Source organism: Streptomyces sp. NPDC101160, from assembly GCF_044768205.1.
Taxonomy (GTDB): domain Bacteria; phylum Actinomycetota; class Actinomycetes; order Streptomycetales; family Streptomycetaceae; genus Streptomyces.
This window is the reverse complement of record NZ_JBIWPJ010000010.1, coordinates 102,297-127,256: the sequence shown is the minus strand read 5'-3', so window position 1 is coordinate 127,256 and position 24,960 is coordinate 102,297. Positions and strand designations below refer to the sequence as shown.

Sequence of the window (24,960 nt, the reverse complement as noted above, 5' to 3'; positions counted from 1 at the left end):
CCCTTCCGGCCTGCCCGTCAATAGCTGGGCGGCAGCCGGCGCGGGCCGAGGTCGGTGGTGGGCGGGGGCGGGGCGAGCCGGAGGGTGGCGCCGAGGACGGAGAGGCCGCGCGGCGCGACCACGACGGGTTCGAGGGAGACGGCGACGACCTCGGGGTGGTCGTCGACGAGGCGGGAGACGCGCAGCAGCAGCTCTTCGAGGGCGGGGGTGTCGACGGGTGCGGAGCCGCGCCAGCCGAAGAGCAGGGGCGCGGTGCGGATGGAGCGGACGAGTTCGGCGGCGTCCCGGTCGGTGGCGGGAACCAGCCGGTGGGCCATGTCGCCGAGGAGCTCGGAGGCGGCTCCGGCGAGGCCGAAGGAGAGCACGGCGCCGACGGCGGGGTCGATCGCGGCGCGCACGACGGTGTCGACACCACGCGGCACCATCGCCTGGACCACCGGCTGGAGCTCCTCGGGCTTGCCGAGGGTCTCGGTCAGCTCGGCGTACGCGGTGCGCAGCTGCTCCTCGGTGGCCAGGTCGAGCCGGACGCCGCCGAGGTCGGGGCGGTGGCGCAGATGGGGCGCGGTGGTCTTGAGGGCGACGGGGAAGCCGAGGCGGGCGGCGGCCCGGACGGCCTCGTCGGGGGTGGGCGCGGGCAGGGTGGGGCGGACCTCGATCCCGTACCGGCCGAGCAGCTCGGCGGTCTCCTCGGCGCCGAGGGTGACACCGCGGGCGTCGGCGGCGCTCTCGTCGAGGGCCCGTTCGATCAGGGCGGCGGCACCGGTCTCGTCGATCCGCTCGAACTCGGGCACCCGGCCGGGGTCGGCGGCGGACTGGCGGCGCCACTGGGCGTAGCGGACGGCTTCGGCGAGGGCCCGGACGGCGCGCTCGGCGGCGGGGTACGCGGGGATGGCACCGGGGGTGGGACTCTCGTCCGCTCCGACGACGGCCGCGTCCGTCGCGTCCGTCGCGTCGGCCGCGTCGGCCGTTTCGGTGGCGGACGGTCCGAGGGCGGGCTCGGCGGCGGGTCGCGCGGGTCTCGGCGGGCGGGTGCGGGTGGCGGCGGACAGGGCCTCGGCGAGGGCGCCCATCTCGACGTGGACGACGACGACCGGCTTGGCCGGTCCGGGCGCGGCGGCGACGGCGGAGCGGAGGGCCGCTGCGAGGACCTCGCCGTCGCCGGACTCGGTGGCTCCGTTCTCCCCCACCCAGGGGATGGCGGTGACGACGACGGCGTCGCAGGCGTCGTCGGCGAGGGCCGCGGTGAGTGCGGCGCGGAAGTCGGCGGGGGCGGCGCCGGTGGTCAGGTCGAGGGGGCGGAGCGGGCGCAGGCCCTCGGTGAGGCAGGCGTCGTAGGCGAGCAGGCCGAGGGACTCGGAGTTGCCGAGGATGGCGACCCGGGGTCCGGCGGGCAGCGGCTGGTCGGCGAGGAGCAGTCCGGCGTCGACGAGTTCGGTGACGGTGTCGACGCGGATGACCCCGGCCTCGCGCAGCAGCGCGGAGACCGTGGCGTACGGGATACGGGTGACGGGGACGCGGTGCCCGGGCGGGGCGCTGCCGCTGTGCCGGGCGCCCTTGACGACCACGACGGGCTTGACGGCGGCGGTGCGGCGGGCGAGCCGGGTGAACTTCCGCGGGTTGCCGATCGACTCCAGGTAGAGCAGCACGACGTCGGTGGCGGGGTCGTCGTACCAGTGCTGGAGGAGGTCGTTGCCGGAGACGTCGGCGCGGTTGCCGGCGGAGATGAAGGAGGAGACTCCGGCGCCGTGCCGGTGCAGTCCGGCGAGCAGGGCGATGCCGATGGCGCCGGACTGGGCGAAGAGCCCGATGCGTCCGGCGGCGGGCATCTGCGGGGCGAGGGAGGCGTTCAGCCGGACGGAGTCGGCCGTGTTGATGATTCCGAAGGCGTTGGGCCCGATGATCCGCATGCCGTACGAGCGGGCCTGGCGGACCAGGGCGCGCTGGCGCTCGCGGCCCTCGGCGCCGCTCTCCGCGTATCCGGCCGAGAGCACGACCAGGCCGGGCACGCCGTGCTCGCCGCAGTCGGCCACGGCTTCGGGGACGCGCTCGGCGGGCACGGCGACGACGGCGAGGTCGACCGGCGCGCCGATGTCGCCGACGGACCGGAAGGCGGGCACGCCCTCCAGCTGGTGCGGACCCTCCCCCGGGCCGGTCTCGCCCAGGGCGGCGTTGACGGCGTGGACGCGGCCGGTGAAGCCGCTGTCGAGCAGGTTGCGCAGCACGGTCCGGCCGACGCCGCCGGGGGTGCGGCCGGCGCCGATCACGGCGACGGAGCCGGGGGTGAGCAGCCGCTGTACGGAGCGGGCCTCGGCGCGCTGTTCCCGGGCGCGCTGGACGGCGAGGGAGCGGTCGGTGGGCTCCAGGTCGAGGTGGAGGCGGACGGCGCCGTCTTCGAAGCTGCGCTTCTGGGTGTAGCCGGCGTCCGTGAACACCTTGATCATCTTGGTGTTGGCGGGCAGCACCTCGGCCGCGAACCGCCGGATCCCGCGCTCGCGCGCGACCGCCGCGATGTGCTCCAGGAGGGCGGAGGCGACCCCGCGGCCCTGGTGCGCGTCCTGGACCAGGAAGGCGACCTCGGCCTCGTCGGCGGGGAAGGAGGCCGGGCGCCCGTCGGGGCTGATCCGGTCGTAGCGCACGGTGGCGATGAACTCGCCGCCCACGGTCGCGGCGAGGCCGACCCGGTCCACGAAGTCGTGGTGGGTGAAGCGGTGCACGTCCTTGGCGGACAGCCGTGGGTAGGGCGCGAAGAAGCGGTAGTACTTCGACTCGTCCGAAACCTGCTCGTAGAAGCTGACGAGTCGCTCGGCGTCGTCGGCGGTGATCGGGCGGATGCGCGCGGTGCCGCCGTCCCGGAGGACCACGTCCGCTTCCCAGTGGTCCGGGTACGCGTGCTCCGGCTGTTCGGGCTGTTCCGACGCGCTCTGCATGGGGAAAGCGTACGGCCGGGGTACGACAGTGACACCGGTCGCGTGTGAGAGACTGGTCTAGACAACCGCTGAATGTTGAAGGGCTACCACCATGGCTGAGCGCCGCGTCAACGTCGGCTGGGCCGAGGGCCTGCACGCCCGCCCCGCCTCCATCTTCGTCCGTGCCGCCACGGCCTCCGGCGTCCCCGTGACGATCGCCAAGGCCGACGGCAACCCCGTCAACGCCGCGTCCATGCTCGCGGTGCTCGGCCTGGGCGCGCAGGGTGGCGAGGAGATCGTGCTCGCGTCGGACGCCGACGGCGCCGAGGCCGCGCTCGACCGCCTGGCGCGGCTGGTCGCCGAGGGTCTCGACGAGCTCCCCGAGACCGTCTGACCCGACTTCCCCCCGTCCTCCCCGACGGCGGATCGGAAAACGAGCCGCGCCCACCGGTCATCCGGCGGGCGCGGCTCTTTTCAAATCAGCACGGAAAAAGGTACGGGAATTCATTTCGGGCAGCCTGAAACAGAGCCCGTCGAATTGCCCGCCTCTTTGTATACGGTGCGCACGTTAATTCCGCGCTCCCGCATTGTTTACGGCATGTTGCGAAACCCTCACACGGGTCCGCTCCGGATGTTTCAGCCGGAGTCGCGGCGCCGCCCGCTCCACGTGCAGCGCGGTGAGGGCCCGGGCCCGCTCGGCGTCGCCGCGCGCCACGGCGTCCACGATCGCACCGTGCTCGGCCCAGGAGTCCGCGGGCCGGTCGGCCGGCTCGGCCGCGTACATCCAGGCGATCTTCTGCCGCAGCTGGGTGAGCAGCGCGGTGAGCGGCGGGCTGCCGGAGGCCTGCGCCAGCGTCTCGTGGAACCAGCCGTCCAGGGCGCGCAGGTCCTCGCTCCAGCCGTGCCGGGCCCGCTCCTGCCCCAGCCTGACCAGGCCGCGCAGGACCTTCAGGTGGGCCTCGGTGCGGCGCTGGGCGGCCCGGTGGGCACCGAGGGGTTCGAGCAGGGAGCGCATGTCGAGCAGGTCGGCGGCCTCCTGCTCGCCGGGTTCGGCGACCTGGGCGCCAGCGTGCCGGCGGGTGATGACGAAGCCCTCGGACTCCAGGGTGCGCAGCGCCTCGCGGACCGGGACGCGGGAGACTCCGTAGCGGCGGGCGAGCTGTTCCTCCGTCAGTCTGGCGCCCCGCGCGTACACACCGGAGACGATGTCGTCCCGGATCGCCGTGCATACCGACTGCGCGGGAATGCGCATGTCCGACCTCCGCTTTTCTCCACGCTGAACCCCGTCGGGCGTAGCCCGTTCGGCGACTCTATTGCAGGACGCGGGAATTTCCGATGCCGACCGGTAATTCAGGGACGAAAAAAGCCCCGGCTCGTTCGAGCCGGGGCTTCTTCGCGCTGAGCGGGGAGTCGGACGTCAGACGTCGACACCGCGGGCGCGCAGGTACGCGACGGGGTCGATGTCCGAGCCGTACTCGGGGCTGGTGCGGGCCTCGAAGTGGAGGTGCGGGCCGGTCGAGTTGCCGGAGGAGCCGGAGACGCCGATCTGCTCGCCGGGGGTCACCTTCTGGCCGACGAAGACACGGATGGCGGAGAGGTGACCGTACTGGGTGTACGTGCCGTCGTTCATCCGGATGACGATGTTGTTGCCGTACGCGCCGCCCCAGCCGGCCTCGACGACGGTGCCGGAGCCGACGGCGACGACCGTGGTGCCGTAGGCGGCGTGGAAGTCGATGCCGGAGTGGTGGCCGGAGGACCAGAGCGAGCCGCCGGTGTTGTAGCCGGTGGAGACGTACGAGTGGGCGACGGGGGCCTGGAAGGAGTTCAGGCGCTTGCGCTCGGCCTCGCGGGCGGCACGCTCCTTGGCCTGGCGGATCTCCTTGGCGCGGGCCTCGGCCTTGCGCTTCGCCTCGGCGGCGGCCTTGACGCGGGCGGCGGCCTCGAAGGCCTGCTTCTCCTGGGCGGCGGCCTGGGCGTCGACGTGCTCGGTGAGGGACTCCTCGGTGATCACCTGGGTGAGACCGGTGTCCTCCGGGGAGGGGCTCTCCGTGTCGGCGGCGAGCGCCGGGGAGGCGAGGGTGCCGATGACGCCGGTGGTGGCGAGCGTCGCCACGCCGGCGATGCCCGCGCCACGGCGCGTCAGACGGCTCGGACCACGATGCTTCCCGGTGGCACGGGTGAACGCCATGAAGTGGCTGATCCTTTCCTTCCCTCTCGCCTACCGGGTTAGCTGACGGGTTCGGAGCAGGAAGGTCTCCTACGGGCCCCTCCGCGCGGAGCGAAGGCGTCCGATTCACCCCAGGGACTTCGTGTGGGTCCCCGGCTCCCCAGGCTCGCGCCTTGCGGGGACTCGGCGATGACTGTCCGTTCGCCGCGGGTGCGGCGTGGTGCAACGGGCGAACAGTCGCGTCGACGCTAGGCCGATCTTCAGTCAATCGCCAAACAGACGCGCCAGTTTGTAAGACTTGCCACAGGGCATTCACCAACACTCGCCCGCAATACGGACAAATAGCGAGGACCCTGACGAACCAGGTCGTCAGGGTCCTCGTGACGAGGGCTCAATCAGCCGGTGACGACGGTCACTTCACCGATGCCGAGCGCCCGCACCGGCTCCTCGATCTGCGAGGCGTCGCCGACCAGGACGGTGACCAGCCGGTCCACCGGGAAGGCGTTGACCACGGCCGCGGTCGCCTCCACCGTGCCGGTCTCGGCCAGGCGCGCGTACAGGTGCGCCTGGTAGTCGTCCGGGAGGTGCTGCTCGACCTGGTCGGCCAGCGTGCCCGCGACGGAGGCGGCGGTCTCGTACTTCAGCGGGGCGACACCCACCAGGTTCTGCACCGCCACGTCGCGCTCGGCGTCGGTCAGACCCTCGGCGGCCAGGGTGCGCAGCACCTTCCACAGGTCGTCAAGTGCCGGGCCGGTGTTGGGAGTGTCCACCGAGCCGCTGATGGCGAGCATCGCCGCGCCGTGGCCCGCGTCGTCCGAGCGCAGCACCTGGCCGAAGGCGCGCACACCGTACGTGTAGCCCTTCTCCTCGCGCAGGACGCGGTCCAGGCGGGAGGTGAGCGTGCCGCCGAGGCAGTACGTGCCGAGCACCTGGGCCGGCCAGACCCGGTCGTGGCGGTCGGCACCGACGCGGCCGATGAGCAGCTGCGTCTGGACGGCGCCCGGACGGTCCACGATGACGACCCGGCCGGTGTCGTCGGCCGTGATGGGCGCCATGGGGCGCGGCGCGGCCGGCGCGCCGGTCCAGGCGCCGAGGGTCTCGGCGAGCACCTTGTCCAGGTCGACGTCGGTGAGGTCGCCGACGACCACGGCGGTGGCCGCGGCCGGCCGCACGTGCGCGTCGTAGAAGGCGCGGACGGCGGCGGCGTCGATCGCCTCGACGGTCTCCTCGGTGCCCTGGCGGGGCCGGGACATCCGCGAGGAGGCCGGGAACAGCTCCTTGGAGAGCTGCTTGGCGGCCCGGCGGCCCGGGTTGGCCGTCTCGTGCGGGATCTCGTCGAGCCGGTTGCGCACCAGGCGCTCGACCTCGGACTCGGCGAACGCCGGGGCGATCAGCGCCTCGGCGAGCAGGCCGAGGCCCTTGGACAGCCGGGAGACCGGGACCTCCAGGGAGACCCGTACGCCCGGGTGGTCGGCGTGCGCGTCGAGGGTGGCGCCGCAGCGCTCCAGCTCGGCGGCGTACTCCTCGGCGGAGTGCCGGTCGGTGCCCTCGGACAGCGCCCGGGCCATGATCGTGGCGACGCCGTCGAGGCCCTCGGGCTCGGCGTCCAGCGGGGCGTCGAGGAAGATCTCGACGGCCACCACCTGCTGGCCGGGGCGGTGGCAGCGCAGCACGGTCAGGCCGTTGTCGAGCGCGCCGCGCTCCGGGGCCGGGAAGGCCCAGGGCTTGGCGATGCCCGGCTGGGGCTGCGGGTGGAAGTCCATGCTCGTCAAAGACGCGGCAGCGTCGGTCACTGCTCCGCTCCCTCTTCCTCGTCGCTGTCGTCGGCGTCGTCGGTCTGGCCCACGGGCTCGTAGACCAGGACGGCGCGGTTGTCCGGGCGCAGCCGGGCCTTGGCGACCTCCTGCACCTCCTCGGCGGTGATGTCGAGGACCCGGTCGACGGCGGTCAGCGCCAGCTGCGGGTCGCCGAACAGCACCGCGTACCGGCACAGTTCGTCGGCGCGGCCGGCGACCGTGCCGAGCCGGTCCAGCCACTCGCGCTCCAACTGGGCCTGGGCGCGCTCCATCTCCTCGGGCGTCGGGCCCTCGGCGGCGAACCGGGCCAGCTCCTCGTCGACGGCCGCCTCGATCTGCGGCACCTCGACGCCGCCGGACGTCTTGACGTCCAGCCAGCCGAGCGAGGGCGCGCCGGACAGCCGCAGCAGGCCGAAGCCGGCGGTGACGGCCGTGCGGTCGCGGCGGACCAGCCGGTTGTGCAGCCGGGAGGACTCCCCGCCGCCGAGGACGGTCAGGGCCAGGTCGGCCGCGTCGCACGCGCGCGTGCCGTCGTGCGGCAGCCGGTAGGCGGCCATCATCGCGCGGGCCGGGACCTCCTCCTCGACGACCTGGCGCAGCTGCTCGCCGATGACCTCGGGCAGCTCGCCGGAGCGCGGCTCGGGCTTGCCGTCGTGGCCGGGGATGGAGCCGAAGTACTTCTCGATCCAGGCGAGGGTCTGCTCCGGGTCGATGTCGCCGACGACCGAGAGGACCGCGTTGTTGGGCGCGTAGTACGTACGGAAGAAGTTCCGCGCGTCCTCGAGCGTGGCGGCGTCGAGGTCGGCCATGGAGCCGATCGGCGTGTGGTGGTACGGGTGGCCCTCGGGGTAGGCGAGGGCGGTGAGGCGCTCGAAAGCGGTGCCGTACGGCACGTTGTCGTAGCGCTGGCGGCGCTCGTTCTTGACGACGTCGCGCTGGTTCTCCATGGACTCGTCGTCCAGGGCGGCGAGCAGCGAGCCCATGCGGTCCGCCTCCAGCCAGAGCGCGAGCTCCAGCTGGTGGGCGGGCATGGTCTCGAAGTAGTTGGTGCGCTCGAAGCTCGTCGTGCCGTTGAGCGAGCCGCCGGCGCCCTGCACCAGCTCGAAGTGCCCGTTGCCGTGGACCTGCTTCGAGCCCTGGAACATCAGGTGCTCGAAGAGGTGGGCGAGGCCGGTGCGGCCCTTGATCTCGTGGCGCGAGCCGACGTCGTACCAGAGGCAGACCGCGGCGACCGGGGTCAGGTGGTCCTCGGAGAGCACGACGCGCAGGCCGTTGGACAGCCTGTGCTCAGTCGCTGTCAGGCCGCCGGAGCCGGCCGAGGCCGTGGCCGTGTGACCCATGGGCATGTACGTCCCTTCGATCGCTGTGCGGAAAGTGCGGAGCGGAAAGTCCTGCCACTGTATGCAAGCGCGCCGCCACCTGGCGAAGTTCCCGACCGCTTCGGATGTCCCTCTTCCGGGTCGAGGTCGGCGTTGTCGGTGGCACGGTCCACAATGGTCCGCGTCAGATCAACCCTTGTTGGTGAAGGAGCCGCAGCCGCGATGGCCCGCCGCAGCACGAAGACACCGCCGCCGGACGACGCGTTCGAGGAGCGAATCCTCGACATCGACGTCGTCGACGAGATGCAGGGCTCCTTCCTCGAGTACGCGTACTCGGTGATCTACTCGCGCGCGCTGCCCGACGCCCGCGACGGCATGAAGCCCGTACAGCGCCGCATCGTCTACCAGATGAGCGAGATGGGCCTGCGGCCCGAGCGCGGCTTCGTCAAGTGCGCCCGCGTCGTCGGCGAGGTGATGGGCAAGCTGCACCCGCACGGCGACGCGTCGATCTACGACGCGATGGTGCGCATGGCGCAGCCGTTCTCGATGCGGCTCCCGCTGGTCGACGGCCACGGCAACTTCGGCTCGCTCGGCAACGACGACCCGCCGGCCGCCATGCGGTACACGGAGTCGCGGATGGCCCCCGCCGCGCTCCTCATGACGGAGTCCATCGACGAGGACACCGTCGACTTCGCCCCGAACTACGACGGCCAGGAGCAGGAGCCGGTCGCGCTGCCCGCCGCGTACCCGAACCTGCTGGTCAACGGCGCCTCCGGGATCGCGGTCGGCATGGCGACCAACATGCCGCCGCACAACCTGGGCGAGGTCATCGCGGCCGCCCGGCATCTGATCCGCCACCCGAACGCGGACCTGGAAGCGCTGATGCGCTTCGTGCCCGGCCCGGACCTGCCGACCGGCGGCCGGATCGTCGGCCTGTCCGGCATCCGGGACGCGTACGAGTCGGGCCGCGGCACCTTCAAGATCCGCGCGACGACCACGATCGAGACCGTGACGGCCCGCCGCAAGGGCATCGTCGTCACCGAACTGCCCTTCACGGTCGGCCCCGAGAAGGTCATCTCCAAGATCAAGGACCTGGTCGGCTCGAAGAGGCTCCAGGGCATCGCCGACGTCAAGGACCTCACGGACCGCAACCACGGCCTGCGCCTGGTCATCGAGGTGAAGAACGGGTTCGTGCCGGAGGCCGTCCTGGAGCAGCTCTACAAGCTGACGCCCATGGAGGAGTCCTTCGGCATCAACAACGTGGCGCTGGTCGACGGCCAGCCGCTCACGCTGGGCCTCAAGGAGCTCCTGGAGGTCTATCTCGACCACCGCTTCGACGTGGTCCGGCGGCGCTCCGAGTTCCGCCGCGGCAAGCGGCGCGACCGGCTCCACCTGGTGGAGGGCCTGCTCGTCGCGCTGATCGACATCGACGAGGTCATCCGGCTGATCCGGGAGAGCGAGAACTCCGCGGAGGCCAAGGCGCGCCTGATGGAGCGCTTCTCGCTGAGCGAGATCCAGACGCAGTACATCCTGGACACCCCGCTGCGCCGGCTCACCAAGTTCGACCGCCTGGAGCTGGAGAGCGAGCGCGACCGGCTCACCGAGGAGATCGAGGAGCTCACCCGGATCCTGGAGTCCGACGCGGAGCTGCGCAAGCTGGTGTCGGGCGAGCTGGCGGCGGTCGCCAAGAAGTTCGGCACCGACCGGCGCACGGTCCTCCTGGAGTCGGCTGGCGCGCCGGTCGCGGCCACGTCCCTGGAGGTCGCGGACGACCCGTGCCGGGTGCTGCTCTCCTCCACGGGCCTGCTCGCCCGTACGGTCACCGAGGCGCTGCCGGCCGTGCACGACGGCAAGCGGGCCAAGCACGACGTGATCGTCTCCTCGGTGGCCGCCACCCAGCGCGGCGACATCGGCGTGGTGACCTCGGCCGGCCGGCTGCTGCGGGTCGCCGTGATCGACCTGCCCCAGCTGCCGGACACGGCCGCCGCGCCGAACCTGGCGGGCGGGGCGCAGCTGTCGGAGTTCGTGTCCCTGGAGACGGACGAGACGGTGCTGTGCCTGACCACCCTCGACGAGGAGTCGCCCGGCCTGGCGCTCGGCACCCTGCAGGGCGTGGTGAAGCGCGTGGTGCCGGACTACCCGGCGAACAAGGACGAGCTGGAGGTCATCACCCTCAGGGAGGGTGACCGGATCGTCGGCGCGACCGAGCTGCGCACCGGCGAGGAGGACCTGGTCTTCATCACCTCCGACGCCCAGCTGCTGCGCTACCCGGCTTCCCAGGTCCGGCCGCAGGGCCGTCCGGCCGGCGGCATGGCGGGCATCAAGCTGAGCGCGGGCGCCGAGGTCCTCTCCTTCACGGCGGTGGACCCGGCGGCGGACGCGGTGGTGTTCACCGTGGCCGGCTCGACGGGCACGCTGGACGCCGGCGCGCCCACCTCGGCCAAGCTGACCCCGTTCGACCAGTACCCGCGCAAGGGCCGCGCGACCGGCGGCGTGCGCTGCCAGCGCTTCCTGAAGGGCGAGGACGTCCTGGTCCTGGCCTGGGCGGGCGCCACCCCGGCCCGCGCCGCGCAGAAGAACGGCACCCCGGTGGAGCTCCCGGAGCCGGACCCGCGCCGCGACGGCTCGGGAACGCCGCTGGCGCGACCGGTGGACGTACTCGCCGGCCCGATCGGCTAGCGGGCGCCTTTCCCGTACGAACGCCCCTTGTCCCGCGTGATCGCGAGGGACAGGGGGCGTCGTGGTTTCCGCGGTGGGGGTACGGGTCGGGGCCGGCCCGTCAGGAACGGGCGGGCGCGTACGTCGCCTCGATACCGGCGACGATCAGCCGCAGCCCCTCCTCGAAGCGGTCGTCGTAGTCGGCGAAGAGCTCAGCGCCGGCCGCGGCCGCGAGCGGGTAGTCCGCGAGCCGCTGGGCGCGCTCCTCGACTTCGAAGCCCTCGCGAGGCTCGCCGGGCACGGGCTCGGTGCCCTGCTCCTCCGTGACGAAGCCCAGCGTGAACATGTACGCCGTGGTGCTGGCCCGCACCGCCTCGCGCAGTGAGAAGCCCGCGTCGACGAGGGCGCCGAGCTGGTGCTCCATGTCGGCGGCGAAGTCGGTGCCGGTGAAGCGGGCGCCGCTGTAGACCTTGGCGCCGTCGCGGTAGCGCAGCAGCCCGGCGCGCAGGCCGCGGTTGGCGGCGAGGAGCCGCTCCTGCCAGGTCAGCTCGCCGTCCGGCCGGGCCGCCGGGTCGGCGACCATCCGCCGGTACATCACCGTCGCCATCTCGTCGAGCAGCGCCTGCTTGTTCTTGAAGTGCCAGTAGAGCGCGGGCGCCTGGACGTTCAGCTCCTGGGCGATCGCGCGCAGCGTCAGGCCGTCCAGGCCGCGCTCGTTCAGCAGGCGCAGGGCGGTCTCCGCCACCGTCTCTGGTTCCAGCCGGGTCGTCTTCTTGGTCGCCACTCCGCCACGTTATCCCCTTGACAGCTTAACGGCGTTAAGGAACTCTGGGCATGGCGACACCTTAACAACGTTAAGGAACGAGAGGGCGGCATGGACACGAGGACGGACAGCGGCATGGACACGGACGTGCTGATCGTCGGAGCGGGACCCACCGGACTGGTGCTCGCGATCGACCTGGCCCGCCGGGGCGTGCGCGCCCTGCTCGTCGAGAAGGCGGACCGGCTCTTTCCCGGCTCGCGCGGCAAAGGACTTCAGCCGCGCAGCCAGGAGGTGCTCGACGACCTCGGCGTGCTGCCGGCCATCCACGCGGCGGGCTCGCTCTATCCGCGGATGCGGCGCTGGGAGGGCGCCGAGCGGCAGGGCGAGTGGGACATGATGGAGCGCGCGGAGCCGACCGAGCGGATCCCGTACGCGAACACGCTGCTCATCCCGCAGTCACGCACCCAGGAGCTGCTCCACGCCCGCCTGGCCGAGCTGGGCGGCGAGGTCCGCTTCGGCACCGAGCTCACCGGCCTCCGCCAGACCGAGGACGGAATCGAGGCGGAGCTCTGCCGAGGTGGAGCGGCGCACGAGACCGTGCGGGCGGCCTACCTCGTGGCGGCCGACGGCGGGCGCTCCACGGTCCGCAGGGCGCTCGGCATCGGGATGACGGGCGAGACCGTCGACCCGCGTCCGATGCTCGTCGCCGACGTCCGGCTCTCGCCCGAGGCGATCGTCGACCGCGCCAACTGGCACGTCTGGCCCGCGGCGCCGGGCGGCGGCGTGGCGCTGTGCCCGCTGCCCGGCGGGGACCGGTTCCAGCTGATGGCCGGCTTCGAGGAGGAGACGGCCGTCGTCGACACCGCGCCCCAGGCGGTCCGCGCGCTGCTCGCCGCACGCACCCCGCTCGCCGCGGAGGACGTCGTCGAGGTGCTGTGGGCCTCGGACTTCCGCGCCCGGGCGGCGATGGCGGACCGTTTCCGTGCAGGCCGGGTCTTCCTCACGGGCGACGCGGCCCATATCCACTCGCCCGCCGGCGGCCAGGGCCTCAACACCGGCATCCAGGACGCCTACAACCTGGGCTGGAAGCTCGGTCAGGTGCTGCGGCACGGCGCCCCGGCCACGCTGCTCGACTCGTACGAGGCCGAGCGGCTGCCCGTCGCCGCCGGCGTCCTCGGAATCAGCACCCGCATCCACCGGGCGAGCGCGGAGGGCGAGAACACCCAGCGCGGCGAGGAGGTCCAGCAGCTCGGCCTCGGCTACCGGGACTCGCCGCTCACCGTGGAGACGCGGGCCGGGCTCGCCGAGGACGCGCTGCGCGCGGGTGACCGGGCGCCGGACGGCCCGTACGGCGACGGCCGCCGCCTCTTCGACCTCTTCCGGGGTCCGCACTTCACCCTGCTCGCGGTCGGCGCCGGGCTCCCGGCCCGGCCCGTGGCGTCCGCGCGCATACGCACGGCCCGGATCGCCGCGTACGAGGCGTACGGCACCGGGCTCTTCCTGATCCGCCCGGACGGCTACGTGGGCTGGGCCGGTGCGACCGACGACGGCCTGGAAGCCTATCTGGCCGCGGTGGGCGCCGCGCCCGCACCGGTGACCGCCAGGAGCTAGGGGGCCGTCGGCCCGTCCGGCTCGCCGCCGTCCTCGCCCGGCTGCCGCACGTATCGCAGCACACCCCACATGCTGTGCTCGTCGGGCACGTCCTCGGGGCCGTTCTGCTCGCAGGCGGCGAGTTCCTTGCGCAGGGCGGCGGCGTCGACGCCGCTGCCGATGAGGACGAGCTGGGTGAGCCGTTCCTCGCCGGCCGGCCAGGGCTCGGGGTAGAAGCGCAGGAAGCGGCCGACGGCGTGGACGCCGTAGCGGTGGTCCGGGTCGGCGGTGCCGAAGTCGACGAAGCCCTTGATGCGGTAGAGGCCCTCGGGGCGCGAGTCCAGGAAAGCCATCAGGCGGCGCGGGTGCAGCGGGACCGACGTGCCGAGGGAGACGGTGTCGTAGTGGGCGTGCGGGTGCGCCTGCGGGTCGTCGTCGCCGTAGAGGACGTCCTCGATGGACATCTGCCCGGCGATCTCACCGTCCGGGACCACCCGGTCGAAGAGCAGCTCGGGGTCGATCCGCCCGTGCGCGGCCACCACGACCGCCGCTCGCGGCGCGAGACCGGTGACCGTGTCCCGTACGGCCCGCAGCTCCTCCGCCGCCACCCGGTCGGCCTTGTTGACGACGACGAGGTCGGCGACGGCGAGGTGCCGGTCGGTCTCCGGGTGGCGGGTGCGGGTGGCGGCGAACTCGGCCGCGTCCACCACCTCGACCAGGCCGCCGTACACGATCCGCTCGTTGTCGCTGGCCAGGACCATGCGGACGAGCTCCTGCGGCTCGGCCAGTCCGCTGGCCTCGATGACGATCACGTCGAGCCGCAGCTCGGGGCGGGTCAGCACCTCCAGGTACTCGTCGAGCTCGCTCGCGTCCACCGCGCAGCACAGGCAGCCGTTGCCGAGCGAGACGGTGGAACCGACCTGGCCGGCCACCGTCATGGCGTCGATTCCGATGTCGCCGAAGTCGTTGACCATGACCCCGATCCGCGTCCCGCGCGCGCTGCGCAGCAGCTGGTTGAGCAGGGTGGTCTTCCCCGCCCCGAGAAACCCGGCCAGGACGACGACGGGAATCTGCTGGGTGCTCAAGGGTCATGCCTCCGGCTGTCGGATACGGGTGGGTGCGCGTACGCGCGTGTGCGAAGCCCCCAGAATAGGCAGGGGCCACCCGGGATCCGGGCCGCGGCGTCGGCCCGGATCGAGGCGCCGTCCTGGAGGGACCATTTCCGGTCGGCGCCCTCGTCCCCGTACCGTTTCCGCCATGAGCCCCGGATCGACCCCAGCCGCGCGGCCGCCCGTCCGCCGGCGCAGGTTCGGGTGGCCGCGGCGGATGTTCTCGCAGGTCCTGCTGATGCAGCTGGCCGTCGCGACCGGCGTGACGGTGCTCGCCACCGGGCTCTTCCTGGCCCCGCTCAGCGCCCAGCTGGACGACCAGGCCATGCGCCGGGCCCTCGCCATCGCGGAGACCGCCGCGACTCCGCGGACGGCCGCCGCGCTGACGAGCACACCGCCCTCCGCGCGGGGCCCGGTGCAGACCGAGGCCGAGCGGATCCGGCGCTCCACCGGCGCCGAGTACGTGGTGGTCATGGACACCCGTGGGGTGCGCTGGTCGCACCCGGACGCCGAGCGGATCGGCGAGGTCGTCTCCACGGACCCGAGCGACGTGCTCGCCGGCCATCAGGTGATGGAGATCGACAGCGGCACCCTCGGCCGCTCCGCCCGGGGCAAGGCGCCGCTGCGCGACGAGCACGGCGAGATCGTCGGCGCGGTGTCGGTGGGCATCGAGTACGACAGCGTCCGCGACCGGCTCGTGGCCGCGATCCCCGGGCTGCTCCGGTACGCCGGCGGCGCCCTGGCGGCCGGCGCGCTCGCCGCGTACCTGATCTCCCGCCGCCTCCAGCGGCAGACCCACGACCTGGCCTTCTCCGACATCTCGGCGCTGCTCGCCGAGCGCGAGGCGATGCTGCACGGCATCCGCGAGGGCGTCGTGGCCCTCGACAGGACCGGCCGGATCCGGCTGCTGAACGACGAGGCGCAGCGGCTCCTCGGTCTCGGGCCCGAGGCCACCGGGCAGCCCCTGGACGAGGTGCTCGGCGCGGGCCGCACCGCCGACGTGCTCGCGGGCCGGGCCACCGGCGAGGACCTGCTGACCGTACGCGGCGGCCGGGTGCTGATCGCCAACCGCATGCCCACGGACGACGGCGGCGCCGTCGCCACCCTCCGCGACCGCACCGAGCTGGAGCGGCTCGGCCGCGAGCTGGACTCGACCCGAGGTCTGATCGACGCGCTGCGCGCCCAGGACCACGAGCACGCCAACCGGATGCACACCCTCCTCGGGCTCCTGGAGCTGGAGATGCACGAGGAGGCGGTGGAGTTCGTCAACGAGGTGGTCGGCGTGCACCGCGCGACCGCCGAGCAGGTCACCGAGAAGGTCCACGACCCGCTGCTCGCCGCGCTCCTCGTCGGCAAGGCCACGGTCGCCGCCGAGCGGGGCGTCTCGCTGCGCATCGCGCCCGGCTCGCTGCTCCCGGACCGGCTCGTCGACCCGCGCGAGCTGGTCACGGTCGTCGGCAACCTGGTCGACAACGCGCTGGACGCCGCCTCCGGCACGCCGTACGCGCGCGTGGAGGTCGATCTGCGTACCGAGGGGCGGACGGTCGTCCTCCGGGTCACCGACAGCGGCCCGGGCGTGCCCGACGAGCGGAGCGAGCTGATCTTCACGGAGGGGTGGAGCACCAAGGAGCCGCCGGCGCACGGCAAGCGCGGGCTCGGGCTCGCCCTGGTCCGCCGGCTCGCGGAGCGCCAGGGCGGCAGCGCCACGGTCGGCACCGGCGCGGACGGTGGCGCGGAGTTCACCGTCGTGCTGCCGGAAGCGCTGGGCGACGCGCCCGGCGCGCCGGGCGCCGTTCCCGAGCCCGGCGCGGCCGGTCCCGAGGAGCCGCTCGCACCCATGGCCGTGACGGGCGAGGAGGAGGCGCGATGAACGCCGTGATCGACGTCCTCGTCGTCGACGACGACGTCCACGTGGCGCGCATCAACGCCGCGTACGTGGCGAAGGTGCCCGGTTTCCGGGTGGCAGGCATCGCCCACTCGGCGGCCGAGGCCCTGGCCCGGCTCACCGAACTGGCCGCGGCCGGCACCCCGGCGGATCTGCTCCTGCTCGACCACTACCTGCCGGACGGCACCGGGCTCGCGGTGGTACGGGAGCTGCGCGCCCTCGGCCGGCCCTGCGACGTGATCATGGTGACCGCGGCCCGCGACGTGGCCACCGTCCAGGCGGCGATGCGGCACGGGGCGCTCCAGTACCTGGTGAAGCCGTTCAGCTTCGCCGGGCTGCGCGCCAAGCTGGAGGCGTACGCGGCGCTGCGGCGCACCCTCGACGGCGGCGGCGAGGCGGAACAGGCGGAGGTCGACCGGATCTTCGGCGCGCTCTCCGCCGTCGCCGTCGCACCGGAACTGCCGAAGGGCCACTCCCCCACCACGGCCGAGCTGGTGCGGCAGGTGCTGCTCGCGGCCGGGGGGCCGCTGTCGGCGCAGGAGATCGCCGAGCGGGCCGGGGTGAGCCGGCAGACCGCCCAGCGCTATCTCAAGCTCCTGGAGCGGACCGGCCGGGTGCGGCTCTCGCTGAAGTACGGCGAGACGGGCCGCCCCGAGCACCGGTACGTGTGGGCCTCCTCGGCCACGCGCTGATCCCGCCGGACTCCCTTCCGGACCCGCTTCCGGGCCTGCTTCCGGGCCTCTCCGGACCTGCTTCCGGGCCCGCGCGGGCCTCAGACCGCTCGGACCCGCGGTCCGAGCGGACCGCTCCCGCTCAGACCGCGCCCGCGCCGGTGAGCGCCCGGACCTCGGTCTCGGCGTGCTTGGCCTCGTCCGGCGGCTCGGCCGAGGTGACCGTACCGACCCAGCCCGCGAGGAAGCCGAGCGGGACGGAGACCAGGCCCGGGTTCTGCAGCGGGAAGAGCTGGAAGTCGACCCCGGGGAAGAGCGATTCGGGGCTGCCGGAGACGACCGGCGAGACGAGGACGAGCAGGACGGCCGGGATCAGTCCGCCGTACACGGACCAGACCGCGCCCTTGGTGGTGAACCGCCGCCAGAACAGCGAGTAGAGCAGCACGGGAAGGTTCGCGGAGGCGGCCACGGCGAACGCGAGGCCGACCAGGAAGGCCACGTTGAGGTCGCGGGCGAGCAGCCCGAGGCCGATCGCGGCGATCCCGATGCCGCCGGCGGCCACCCGGGCGACCGTCACCTCGCTGTGCTGCCTGGCGTGCCGGCGGCGCAGCGTGGCGTAGAGGTCGTGGGCGACCGACGCGGAGGAGGCGAGGGTGATGCCGGCGACCACGGCGAGGATGGTGGCGAAGGCGACGGCCGCGACGACGGCGAAGAGCACGGTGCCGCCGGTGGAGCCCGCTCCGCCGCCGAGGTCGAGGGCGAGCAGCGGTACGGCGGTGTTGCCGGCGGCGTTGGAGGCGCGGACCGTGTCGGGGCCGACCAGGGCCGCCGCGCCGAAGCCGAGCACGATCGTCATCAGGTAGAAGCCGCCGATGAGGCCGATGGACCAGACGACGGAGCGGCGGGCGGCCCGCGCGGTGGGCACCGTGTAGAAGCGGGACAGGATGTGCGGGAGTCCCGCGGTGCCGAGCACGAGGGCGAGGCCGAGACTGACGAAGTCGAGGCGGGCGGTCCAGTCGCCTCCGTAGCGCAGTCCGGGCGCGAGGAAGGCCGTGCCGTGGCCGCTGCGTTCGGCCGCCGTGGTGAGCAACTGCCCGAAGTCGCCGTGGAAGCGGATCAGGACGAGCACGGTGAGGGCGATCGTGCCGGCCATGAGGAGCACGGCCTTGACGATCTGGATCCAGGTGGTGGCCCGCATGCCGCCGAGCGACACGTAGACGACCATGAGCGCGCCGACGCCGATCACCGTCCAGGCGCGGGCGGCTCCGCTGGTGCCGCCGAGCAGCAGGGCGACCAGACTGCCCGCGCCGACCATCTGGGCCACCAGGTAGAGCACCGAGACGGTCACGGAGGAGGCGCCGGCGGCGATCCGGACGGGTCGCTCGGTCATCCGGGCGGCGACGACGTCGGCGAGGGTGAAGCGGCCGCAGTTGCGCACGAGTTCGGCGACCAGCATCAGCACGACGAGCCAGGCGACCAGGAAGCCGACGGAGTAGAGCATGCCGTCGTAGCCGAAGAGTGCGATCAGGCCGGAGATGCCGAGGAAGGAGGCGGCCGACATGTAGTCGCCCGCGATGGCGAAGCCGTTCTCCATGGGCGAGAAGAGCCGGCCTCCGGCGTAGAACTCCTCGGCGGAGCCGTGCCGGTCGCGGCTGACCCAGGTGGTGATCGCCAGGGTGACCGCGATGAAGACGCTGAACAGGACGAGGGCCAGGGTCTGGTGGTCGCCGGTCGTCTGGTGTCCGGTCATCGCCGCACCCCCCGGGTCATCTCCTGGGTGTCCCAGCGCAGGTCGAGGGCGGCCTGGTCGCGGCGCAGCCGGGCGTGCCGGGCGTAGGCCCAGGTGAGCAGGAAGGTGGTCGCGAACTGGCCGAGTCCGGCGACCATGGCGACGTTGACCGCGCCCAGGACCGGGCGGGCCATCAGGGCGGGGGCGGCGGTGGCGGCGACGACGTACGCCAGATACCAGAGCAGGAAGGCGAGCGAGGCCGGGAAGACGAAGCGGCGGTATCGGCGGCGCACTTCCTGGAAGGCGGGGCTCCGCTGGACCTCCAGATAGATGTCCGCAGCGGTGTGGACCCGGGCCTGGGCGGCCGGAGCCTGCTGGCGGGGGACGGCGCCGGCCGCCGGCCCCTCCCCGTCATGCTCGCCCCAGCCGGCGGCGAGCTCGTCGTACCAGGGGTCGTCGATCCGCACCGTCGCGGGATCGAGCCCGTCCTGCTTCTCCACCGGTGAACTCTCCTTGTCAGCGAACCGTTTCGGCCGCGTGCCCAAGGATGGACAGACTGGGCGGATACCGGACTCTTCTCCCGCTTTCTTCACCCCATCAGGTGATGGCATCCCGGGAATGACTGACCGGCCCGTCCGACAGTCGTATCGGGGCGGGCCGGTCAGTGAGGGAGTCTGGGGTCAGGCGTCGATGCGCGAGCGGTCCAGGGTCGCCGCGGAGCTGGTGATGAACTCCTTGCGCGGGGCCACGTCGTTGCCCATGAGGAGGTCGAAGACCTGCTCGGCCGCCTCCAGGTCGCCGATGTTGATCCGGCGCAGGGTGCGGTGGCGCGGGTCCATGGTGGTCTCGGCCAGCTGGTCGGCGTCCATCTCACCGAGGCCCTTGTAGCGCTGGATGGCGTCCTTGTAGCGGACCCCCTTGCGCTGGAGCTCCAGCAGGGTCTGGCGCAGCTCGTTGTCGGAGTACGTGTACACGTACTTGTCCTGGCCCTTCTTGGGCTGGACCAGCTCGATGCGGTGCAGCGGCGGCACGGCGGCGAAGACACGTCCCTGCTCGACCATGGGGCGCATGTAGCGCTGGAACAGGGTCAGCAGCAGCGTGCGGATGTGGGAGCCGTCGACGTCGGCGTCGGTCATCATGATGACCTTCCCGTACCGGGCCGCGTCGATGTCGAAGGTGCGGCCCGAGCCCGCCCCTATGACCTGGATGATCGCTCCGCACTCGGCGTTCTTGAGCATGTCCGAGACGGAGGACTTCTGGACGTTGAGGATCTTGCCGCGGATCGGGAGCAGTGCCTGGAACTCGCTGTTGCGGGCGAGCTTGGCGGTGCCGAGCGCGGAGTCTCCCTCGACGATGAAGAGCTCGCTGCGCTCGACGTCGTCGCTGCGGCAGTCGGCGAGCTTGGCGGGCAGCGAGGAGGACTCCAGCGCGGTCTTCCTGCGCTGCGCCTCCTTGTGCTGACGGGCCGCGATCCGGGTACGGGCGGCGGCGACGGCCTTCTCCAGGACGGCGCGTGCCTGCGCCTTGGCGTCGCGCTTGGTGGAGGTCAGGAACGCCTTGAGCTCCCGGGCGACCACGTTGGCGACGATCCGGCGGGCCGCGGAGGTGCCGAGCACCTCCTTGGTCTGGCCTTCGAACTGCGGCTCGGCGAGGCGGACGGTGACGACGGCGGTGAGCCCTTCGAGGGCGTCGTCCTTGACGATGTCGTCCTCGGCGACGCGCAGCAGCTTGGCGGCGCGCAGCACCTCGTTGACCGTCTTGGTGATCGCCTGCTCGAAGCCGGAGACGTGGGTGCCGCCCTTGGGCGTCGCGATGATGTTGACGAAGGACCTGACCGTCGTGTCGTAGCCCGTGCCCCAGCGCAGGGCCACGTCGACGCCGAGCTCGCGGGTGACCTCGGTGGGGGTCATGTGGCCGCGGTCGTCGAGGACCGGGACGGTCTCCTTGAAGGTGCCCTGGCCGGTGAGGCGCAGCACGTCGCAGACGGCCTTGTCCTGGGCGAGGAACTCGCAGAACTCGCTGATGCCGCCGTCGAAGCGGAACGTCTCCTCGCTCTTGCCCACGCCGTCGAGGTCGCGCTCGTCGCGGACGACGATGGTGAGGCCGGGGACGAGGAAGGCGGTCTGGCGGGCGCGCTGGTGCAGCGTCTCCAGGGAGAGCTTGGCGTCCTTGAGGAAGATCTGGCGGTCCGCCCAGTAGCGCACCCGGGTGCCGGTGCGGGTCTTGGGGACGCGCTTGCCCTTGAGCAGCCCGCCGGCCGGGTCGAAGGGGCTGTCCGGGCCGGCCTCGGTGAAGATGCCGGGGACGCCGCGGCGGAAACTGATCGCGTGGGTCGCGCCGTTGCGGTCCACCTCGACGTCGAGGCGGGCGGAGAGCGCGTTCACCACGGAGGCGCCCACGCCGTGCAGACCGCCGGAGGCCGCGTACGAGCCGCCGCCGAACTTGCCGCCGGCGTGCAGCTTGGTCATGACGACCTCGACGCCGGACAGACCGGTCTTGGGCTCGACGTCGACGGGGATGCCGCGGCCGTTGTCGCGCACCTCGACGGAGCCGTCGTCGTGGAGCACGACGTCGATGTGGTCGCAGTAGCCGCCGAGGGCCTCGTCGACGGAGTTGTCGATGATCTCCCAGAGGCAGTGCATCAGACCGCGGCTGTCGGTCGACCCGATGTACATACCGGGGCGCTTGCGGACGGCTTCGAGCCCTTCGAGGACGAGCAGGTGCCGCGCGGTGTAGTTGGAACCGTCACGGTCTGCGGTCAGCAGCGCACTGGACGGCACGGACGTCTCGGCGGTCACGCGGTTCGCTCCTCGCTGAATTTGAAAACTGGCCCCGTGGGGTAAGGCCCGGCGTCGGTCACCGGTCAGAGGGTACCGATGCCTGGTAGAGCCGTTGTCACGCCACCCTCCTGATGACTCATGCTAGTCCAGAGTCGTATGGATGTTCGATCCCTCGATGGGGTGACGCAAACATCACGTTCCCTTCCGGGCATGAACCATTTAGCCTCGGGGCACGTCCTCATGAACAACCGGCAACCCGCCGGGAGGGCACGACCACACACAGCAATGCGAAACCCGTAGAGCAAGCGCAATACGGCTCATTCGCCGCCAACCGGCAGCAGACAGCCACCTTGGGAAAAAGTTTCAAGGAAAAGCCACGAGCGGGAACGTTTTCGGCCTGGTTGGATGTTGACCCTGGTACGACAGCTCGTCGAGCTAGAGAAGAGGCGACGTGACTACTGTTCTGACCCCCGCGACCCCCCTGACGGCCGCTGACCGATGCGACCGCTGCGGCGCCCAGGCATACCTGCGCGTCGTGCTGATCAGCGGTGGTGACTTGCTCTTCTGCGCTCACCACGGGCGCAAGTTCGAGCCGGAACTCAAGAAGATCGCCGCGGATATACAGGATGAGACGGACCGGCTCACGGACGTGCCGGCCCGCACCCAGGGCGACGACCACTGACGCCTCGCATCCCGACGAGCCACGGGCCGGTTTCCTGACGACCGGCCGACGGGCGGCCGCCCCCGCTGTACGAGGGGGGTGGCCGCCCGTTCTCACACCGTCACCGTCGACTGACGCGGAGTCACCGGCACGGGGCGCGGGCCGGCACGGGACGGCGCGTCAGAAGCGGTTCGGCAGCACCGCGGAGACCCGGGTGTAGACGCCGGGGTTCTCCGCCTGCCCACAGCCGCTCCCCCACGACACCAGGCCGATCAGCCGCCCCTTCGCCACCAGCGGACCACCGCTGTCGCCCTGGCAGGCATCCCTGCCCCCGCCCGGGTCGCCCGCGCACAGCATCGTGTCGCCCCGGTACGCGGCCCCGGAGCCGGCCGGGTACGCGCGCTCACAGGACGCGTCGGGCAGCACCTGCACCCGCGCCGAGCGCAGCGACGTCGCGTACGTGCCGTTGCCGGTCGTGTCGCCCCAGCCGTACACGTCCGCCGACGTGCCCACGGCGAGCGCCGGATCGTCCCGAGCGGCGACCTCGATCACGTACGACGAGGGCAGCGCCTGCTCCAGCGTGACGACGCCCAGATCCCCGGAGTTGGTCGAGGGGTCGTAGTCGGGGTTCACCCACGTGTCGGCGACCCTGATCTCCTGGCCGCCCTGACCACGCAGCGAGCTGCGGCCCGCGATGACCGCGAAGTCGCGCAGCTGCCAGGGCTCTCCGCCCAGCGCGTCCCGCCCCAGGCAGTGCGCCGCGGTGAGCACCTTGGTCGGGGCGACGACCACGCCGCCGCAGAACTGCCCCGCCCGCGTACCTCCGAACCGGTCACGGCTGGACAGCGCCACGACCCACGGCGCCTCGGTGATCTTGATCGGCGTGCCGCCGACCACGACGCTGTCGGCGGACGCGGGAGCAGCGGCGGCGAGCGGCGCCACGGCCGCGGCGACCAGGCCCAGGGCACCGGTCAAAGCTCGGGCGATGGGACGACGCATGGAGTCTCCTGACTCTCCGGTGATGTCGTTTCACCCAGCGTCGTCCAGGCGCGCGCGCCGCGCACGCGCGGACATGCCGAAGGGCCCGGTTCCCCGCGGGGAACCGGGCCCTTCGGCATGTCTCGGATCAGTGGACCCGTCGATCAGCCGACCAGTGGATCAGTCGAGGTAGTCGCGCAGCACCTGCGAACGCGACGGGTGACGCAGCTTCGACATCGTCTTCGACTCGATCTGACGGATGCGCTCACGCGTGACGCCGTAGACCTTGCCGATCTCGTCGAGCGTCTTCGGCTGCCCGTCGGTGAGGCCGAAGCGCATGGAGACGACGCCCGCCTCACGCTCGGAGAGCGTGTCGAGGACGGAGTGCAGCTGTTCCTGCAGCAGCGTGAAGCTGACCGCGTCGGCCGGGACGACGGCCTCGGAGTCCTCGATGAGGTCACCGAACTCGCTGTCGCCGTCCTCGCCCAGCGGGGTGTGCAGCGAGATCGGCTCGCGGCCGTACTTCTGGACCTCGATGACCTTCTCCGGGGTCATGTCGAGCTCCTTCGCCAGCTCCTCCGGGGTGGGCTCGCGGCCCAGGTCCTGGAGCATCTGGCGCTGCACACGGGCGAGCTTGTTGATGACCTCGACCATGTGCACCGGGATACGGATGGTGCGGGCCTGGTCGGCCATGGCGCGGGTGATCGCCTGACGGATCCACCAGGTGGCGTACGTGGAGAACTTGTAGCCCTTGGTGTAGTCGAACTTCTCGACCGCGCGGATCAGACCGAGGTTGCCCTCCTGGATCAGGTCCAGGAAGAGCATGCCGCGGCCGGTGTAGCGCTTGGCCAGCGAGACCACCAGACGGAGGTTGGCCTCCAGGAGGTGGTTCTTGGCCCGGCGGCCGTCCTCGGCGATGATCTCCAGCTCGCGCTTGAGCTTCGGGGCGATCTTGTCGGAGTTCGCCAGCTTGTCCTCGGCGAACAGACCGGCCTCGATGCGCTTGGCGAGCTCGACCTCCTGCTCGGCGTTGAGCAGCGGGACCTTGCCGATCTGCTTGAGGTAGTCCTTGACCGGGTCGGCGGTGGCACCGGCGACGGCGACCTGCTGGGCCGGCGCGTCGTCCTCGTCCTCGTCGGACAGGACGAAGCCCTTGCTCTCGCCCTCGGTCTCTTCTTCGTCCTTGCCGGGCGCGACGTCGTCCAGCAGGTCCTCGGCCTCGAGGAGCTCTTCGTCGTCCTTCTTGGCCGTGGTCTTCTTGGCGGCCGTCTTCTTGGCGACGGTCTTCTTGGCCACCGCCTTCTTGGCGACGGTCTTCTTCGCCGCGGCCTTCTTGGCCGGAGAGCCGGCCTCGTCGGCCGGGTCCGCGCTCTCGGCCGCCGAGGCCGTGGTGGCGGCCGCGACGCTCTTCGTCGCGGTCGTCGTCCTGGCGGTGACGGTCTTGGTGGCGGTGCGCTTGGCCGGGCTCTTCGCTGCGACGCTCTTGCGGGTGCGCTTCGGCGACTCCGCTGCACTGACCATCAGCGTCACACCCTCTTCCTCGAGGATCTGATTGAGGCTGCGCAGAACATTCTTCCACTGGGTTGGCGGAATCTGGTCAGCCTCGAAGGCCCGACGCACGTCATCGCCGGCGATCTGCCCATCAGCCTTTCCCCGCTCGATGAGCGCCATCACAGATGCGGACTCGGCGATCTCCGGCGGGAGCGTACGGGATGTGCTGGCCGACACGAACAACCTCTCGGAACGATGGAAAACGGCTTCCGGCCCCGCCCTGGATCGGACTGGAGCCGACGACCGTCGACGGGGAATGAGCCGACGGCGCGGGCTGGGCCGGGGAACTGCACAGCACCGTGAGCGGCTGCTGTATTCCTTCCTCGGCTGTCACCTCTTAGGTCATCGCGCGGCTTCGAGGAGCGTTACGCCCAATCCGCGTGGCCCGAGTCACACC

The 24,960-nt window shown here is 72.2% G+C and carries 18 protein-coding genes and 1 riboswitch; of the genes, 6 read left to right on the top strand and 12 right to left on the bottom strand.

Annotated features, from left to right (window positions below; translation table 11 throughout):
• Positions 1-17: 17 nt before the first annotated feature.
• The gene (locus ACIRSU_RS30415) at positions 18-2,927 is read right to left on the bottom strand and encodes a GNAT family N-acetyltransferase (RefSeq protein ID WP_403798857.1); all 2,910 of its coding nucleotides are present in this window, start codon (positions 2,925-2,927) and stop codon (positions 18-20) included.
• 91 nt (positions 2,928-3,018) lie between these two features.
• Between ACIRSU_RS30415 and ACIRSU_RS30410 the strand changes: the two genes are divergently transcribed.
• Positions 3,019-3,300 carry an HPr family phosphocarrier protein gene (locus tag ACIRSU_RS30410; protein ID WP_356073485.1) on the top strand — a complete coding sequence of 94 codons (282 nt, stop codon included), beginning with the start codon at positions 3,019-3,021 and terminating at the stop codon, positions 3,298-3,300.
• Between the two features lie 174 nt (positions 3,301-3,474).
• On the opposite strand, the gene ACIRSU_RS30405 is transcribed toward ACIRSU_RS30410, so the two are convergent.
• From ACIRSU_RS30405 to ACIRSU_RS30390, 4 genes are all read right to left on the bottom strand, one after another.
• Positions 3,475-4,158 (bottom strand): GntR family transcriptional regulator, encoded by a 684-nt coding sequence (locus ACIRSU_RS30405; RefSeq protein ID WP_403798854.1) that lies wholly within the window; start codon positions 4,156-4,158, stop codon positions 3,475-3,477.
• A gap of 165 nt (positions 4,159-4,323) precedes the next feature.
• Positions 4,324-5,094 carry a M23 family metallopeptidase gene (locus tag ACIRSU_RS30400; RefSeq protein ID WP_403798851.1) on the bottom strand — a complete coding sequence of 257 codons (771 nt, stop codon included), beginning with the start codon at positions 5,092-5,094 and terminating at the stop codon, positions 4,324-4,326.
• Between the two features lie 12 nt (positions 5,095-5,106).
• Positions 5,107-5,272, bottom strand: a riboswitch (cyclic di-AMP (ydaO/yuaA leader).
• Positions 5,273-5,468: 196 nt separating this feature from the next.
• Entirely contained in the window at positions 5,469-6,836 is a 1,368-nt protein-coding gene (locus tag ACIRSU_RS30395; protein WP_403799291.1) for a M16 family metallopeptidase, read from the bottom strand.
• Positions 6,837-6,862: 26 nt separating this feature from the next.
• Positions 6,863-8,215 (bottom strand): M16 family metallopeptidase, encoded by a 1,353-nt coding sequence (locus tag ACIRSU_RS30390; protein ID WP_403798849.1) that lies wholly within the window; start codon positions 8,213-8,215, stop codon positions 6,863-6,865.
• 195 nt (positions 8,216-8,410) lie between these two features.
• On the opposite strand from ACIRSU_RS30390, the gene ACIRSU_RS30385 reads away from it, so the two are divergent.
• Positions 8,411-10,867 carry a DNA topoisomerase (ATP-hydrolyzing) subunit A gene (locus tag ACIRSU_RS30385; protein WP_403798847.1) on the top strand — a complete coding sequence of 819 codons (2,457 nt, stop codon included), beginning with the start codon at positions 8,411-8,413 and terminating at the stop codon, positions 10,865-10,867.
• Between the two features lie 100 nt (positions 10,868-10,967).
• Here ACIRSU_RS30385 and ACIRSU_RS30380 read toward each other — a convergent pair whose 3' ends face one another.
• Positions 10,968-11,630 carry a TetR/AcrR family transcriptional regulator C-terminal domain-containing protein gene (locus tag ACIRSU_RS30380; RefSeq protein ID WP_403798844.1) on the bottom strand — a complete coding sequence of 221 codons (663 nt, stop codon included), beginning with the start codon at positions 11,628-11,630 and terminating at the stop codon, positions 10,968-10,970.
• A 90-nt stretch (positions 11,631-11,720) separates the two neighbouring features.
• Between ACIRSU_RS30380 and ACIRSU_RS30375 the strand changes: the two genes are divergently transcribed.
• Positions 11,721-13,220 carry an FAD-dependent monooxygenase gene (locus tag ACIRSU_RS30375; RefSeq protein WP_403798841.1) on the top strand — a complete coding sequence of 500 codons (1,500 nt, stop codon included), beginning with the start codon at positions 11,721-11,723 and terminating at the stop codon, positions 13,218-13,220.
• On the opposite strand, the gene ACIRSU_RS30370 is transcribed toward ACIRSU_RS30375, so the two are convergent.
• A complete protein-coding gene (locus ACIRSU_RS30370; protein ID WP_403798839.1) occupies positions 13,217-14,284 on the bottom strand; it encodes a CobW family GTP-binding protein in 1,068 nt (355 codons plus the stop codon). The genes ACIRSU_RS30375 and ACIRSU_RS30370 overlap by 4 nt on opposite strands.
• Positions 14,285-14,456: 172 nt before the next feature.
• Here ACIRSU_RS30370 and ACIRSU_RS30365 point away from each other — a divergent pair, with 172 nt between their 5' ends.
• A complete protein-coding gene (locus tag ACIRSU_RS30365) occupies positions 14,457-16,178 on the top strand; it encodes an ATP-binding protein (protein WP_403798837.1) in 1,722 nt (573 codons plus the stop codon).
• Positions 16,179-16,183: 5 nt separating this feature from the next.
• Positions 16,184-16,885: a response regulator gene (locus tag ACIRSU_RS30360; protein WP_403799289.1), complete on the top strand. Its 702-nt coding sequence runs from the start codon at positions 16,184-16,186 to the stop codon at positions 16,883-16,885.
• Positions 16,886-17,006: 121 nt separating this feature from the next.
• Here ACIRSU_RS30360 and ACIRSU_RS30355 read toward each other — a convergent pair whose 3' ends face one another.
• The 3 genes from ACIRSU_RS30355 to ACIRSU_RS30345 form a co-directional block, all read right to left on the bottom strand.
• Positions 17,007-18,614 (bottom strand): cation acetate symporter, encoded by a 1,608-nt coding sequence (locus ACIRSU_RS30355; protein WP_403798834.1) that lies wholly within the window; start codon positions 18,612-18,614, stop codon positions 17,007-17,009.
• Positions 18,611-19,093 carry a DUF485 domain-containing protein gene (locus tag ACIRSU_RS30350; protein WP_403798833.1) on the bottom strand — a complete coding sequence of 161 codons (483 nt, stop codon included), beginning with the start codon at positions 19,091-19,093 and terminating at the stop codon, positions 18,611-18,613. Before ACIRSU_RS30350 ends, ACIRSU_RS30355 begins: the two co-directional genes overlap by 4 nt.
• A 180-nt stretch (positions 19,094-19,273) precedes the next feature.
• Positions 19,274-21,391, bottom strand: coding sequence for a type IIA DNA topoisomerase subunit B (locus ACIRSU_RS30345; protein ID WP_403798830.1), 2,118 nt, complete (start codon positions 21,389-21,391; stop codon positions 19,274-19,276).
• Between the two features lie 433 nt (positions 21,392-21,824).
• Between ACIRSU_RS30345 and ACIRSU_RS30340 the strand changes: the two genes are divergently transcribed.
• Complete coding sequence (locus ACIRSU_RS30340; RefSeq protein ID WP_403798827.1) at positions 21,825-22,055, top strand: hypothetical protein; 231 nt, start codon at positions 21,825-21,827, stop codon at positions 22,053-22,055.
• Between the two features lie 159 nt (positions 22,056-22,214).
• Here ACIRSU_RS30340 and ACIRSU_RS30335 read toward each other — a convergent pair whose 3' ends face one another.
• Both ACIRSU_RS30335 and ACIRSU_RS30330 read right to left on the bottom strand, forming a co-directional pair.
• Entirely contained in the window at positions 22,215-23,033 is an 819-nt protein-coding gene (locus ACIRSU_RS30335) for a serine protease (protein WP_403798824.1), read from the bottom strand.
• A 159-nt stretch (positions 23,034-23,192) separates the two neighbouring features.
• Positions 23,193-24,740, bottom strand: a complete 1,548-nt coding sequence (locus tag ACIRSU_RS30330; protein WP_403798821.1) for an RNA polymerase sigma factor — start codon at positions 24,738-24,740, stop codon at positions 23,193-23,195.
• Positions 24,741-24,960: the final 220 nt, after the last annotated feature.

Excerpts from the sequence above, each read along its gene's own strand:
- ACIRSU_RS30415 (WP_403798857.1), bottom strand. The coding sequence starts at position 2,927 with ATGCAGAGCGCGTCGGAACAGCCCGAACAGCCGGAGCACGCGTACCCG.
- ACIRSU_RS30410 (WP_356073485.1), top strand. The coding sequence starts at position 3,019 with ATGGCTGAGCGCCGCGTCAACGTCGGCTGGGCCGAGGGCCTGCACGCC.
- ACIRSU_RS30405 (WP_403798854.1), bottom strand. The coding sequence starts at position 4,158 with ATGCGCATTCCCGCGCAGTCGGTATGCACGGCGATCCGGGACGACATC.
- ACIRSU_RS30400 (WP_403798851.1), bottom strand. The coding sequence starts at position 5,094 with ATGGCGTTCACCCGTGCCACCGGGAAGCATCGTGGTCCGAGCCGTCTG.
- ACIRSU_RS30395 (WP_403799291.1), bottom strand. The coding sequence starts at position 6,836 with ATGGACTTCCACCCGCAGCCCCAGCCGGGCATCGCCAAGCCCTGGGCC.
- ACIRSU_RS30390 (WP_403798849.1), bottom strand. The coding sequence starts at position 8,215 with ATGCCCATGGGTCACACGGCCACGGCCTCGGCCGGCTCCGGCGGCCTG.
- ACIRSU_RS30385 (WP_403798847.1), top strand. The coding sequence starts at position 8,411 with ATGGCCCGCCGCAGCACGAAGACACCGCCGCCGGACGACGCGTTCGAG.
- ACIRSU_RS30375 (WP_403798841.1), top strand. The coding sequence starts at position 11,721 with ATGGACACGAGGACGGACAGCGGCATGGACACGGACGTGCTGATCGTC.
- ACIRSU_RS30365 (WP_403798837.1), top strand. The coding sequence starts at position 14,457 with ATGAGCCCCGGATCGACCCCAGCCGCGCGGCCGCCCGTCCGCCGGCGC.
- ACIRSU_RS30355 (WP_403798834.1), bottom strand. The coding sequence starts at position 18,614 with ATGACCGGACACCAGACGACCGGCGACCACCAGACCCTGGCCCTCGTC.
- ACIRSU_RS30335 (WP_403798824.1), bottom strand. The coding sequence starts at position 23,033 with ATGCGTCGTCCCATCGCCCGAGCTTTGACCGGTGCCCTGGGCCTGGTC.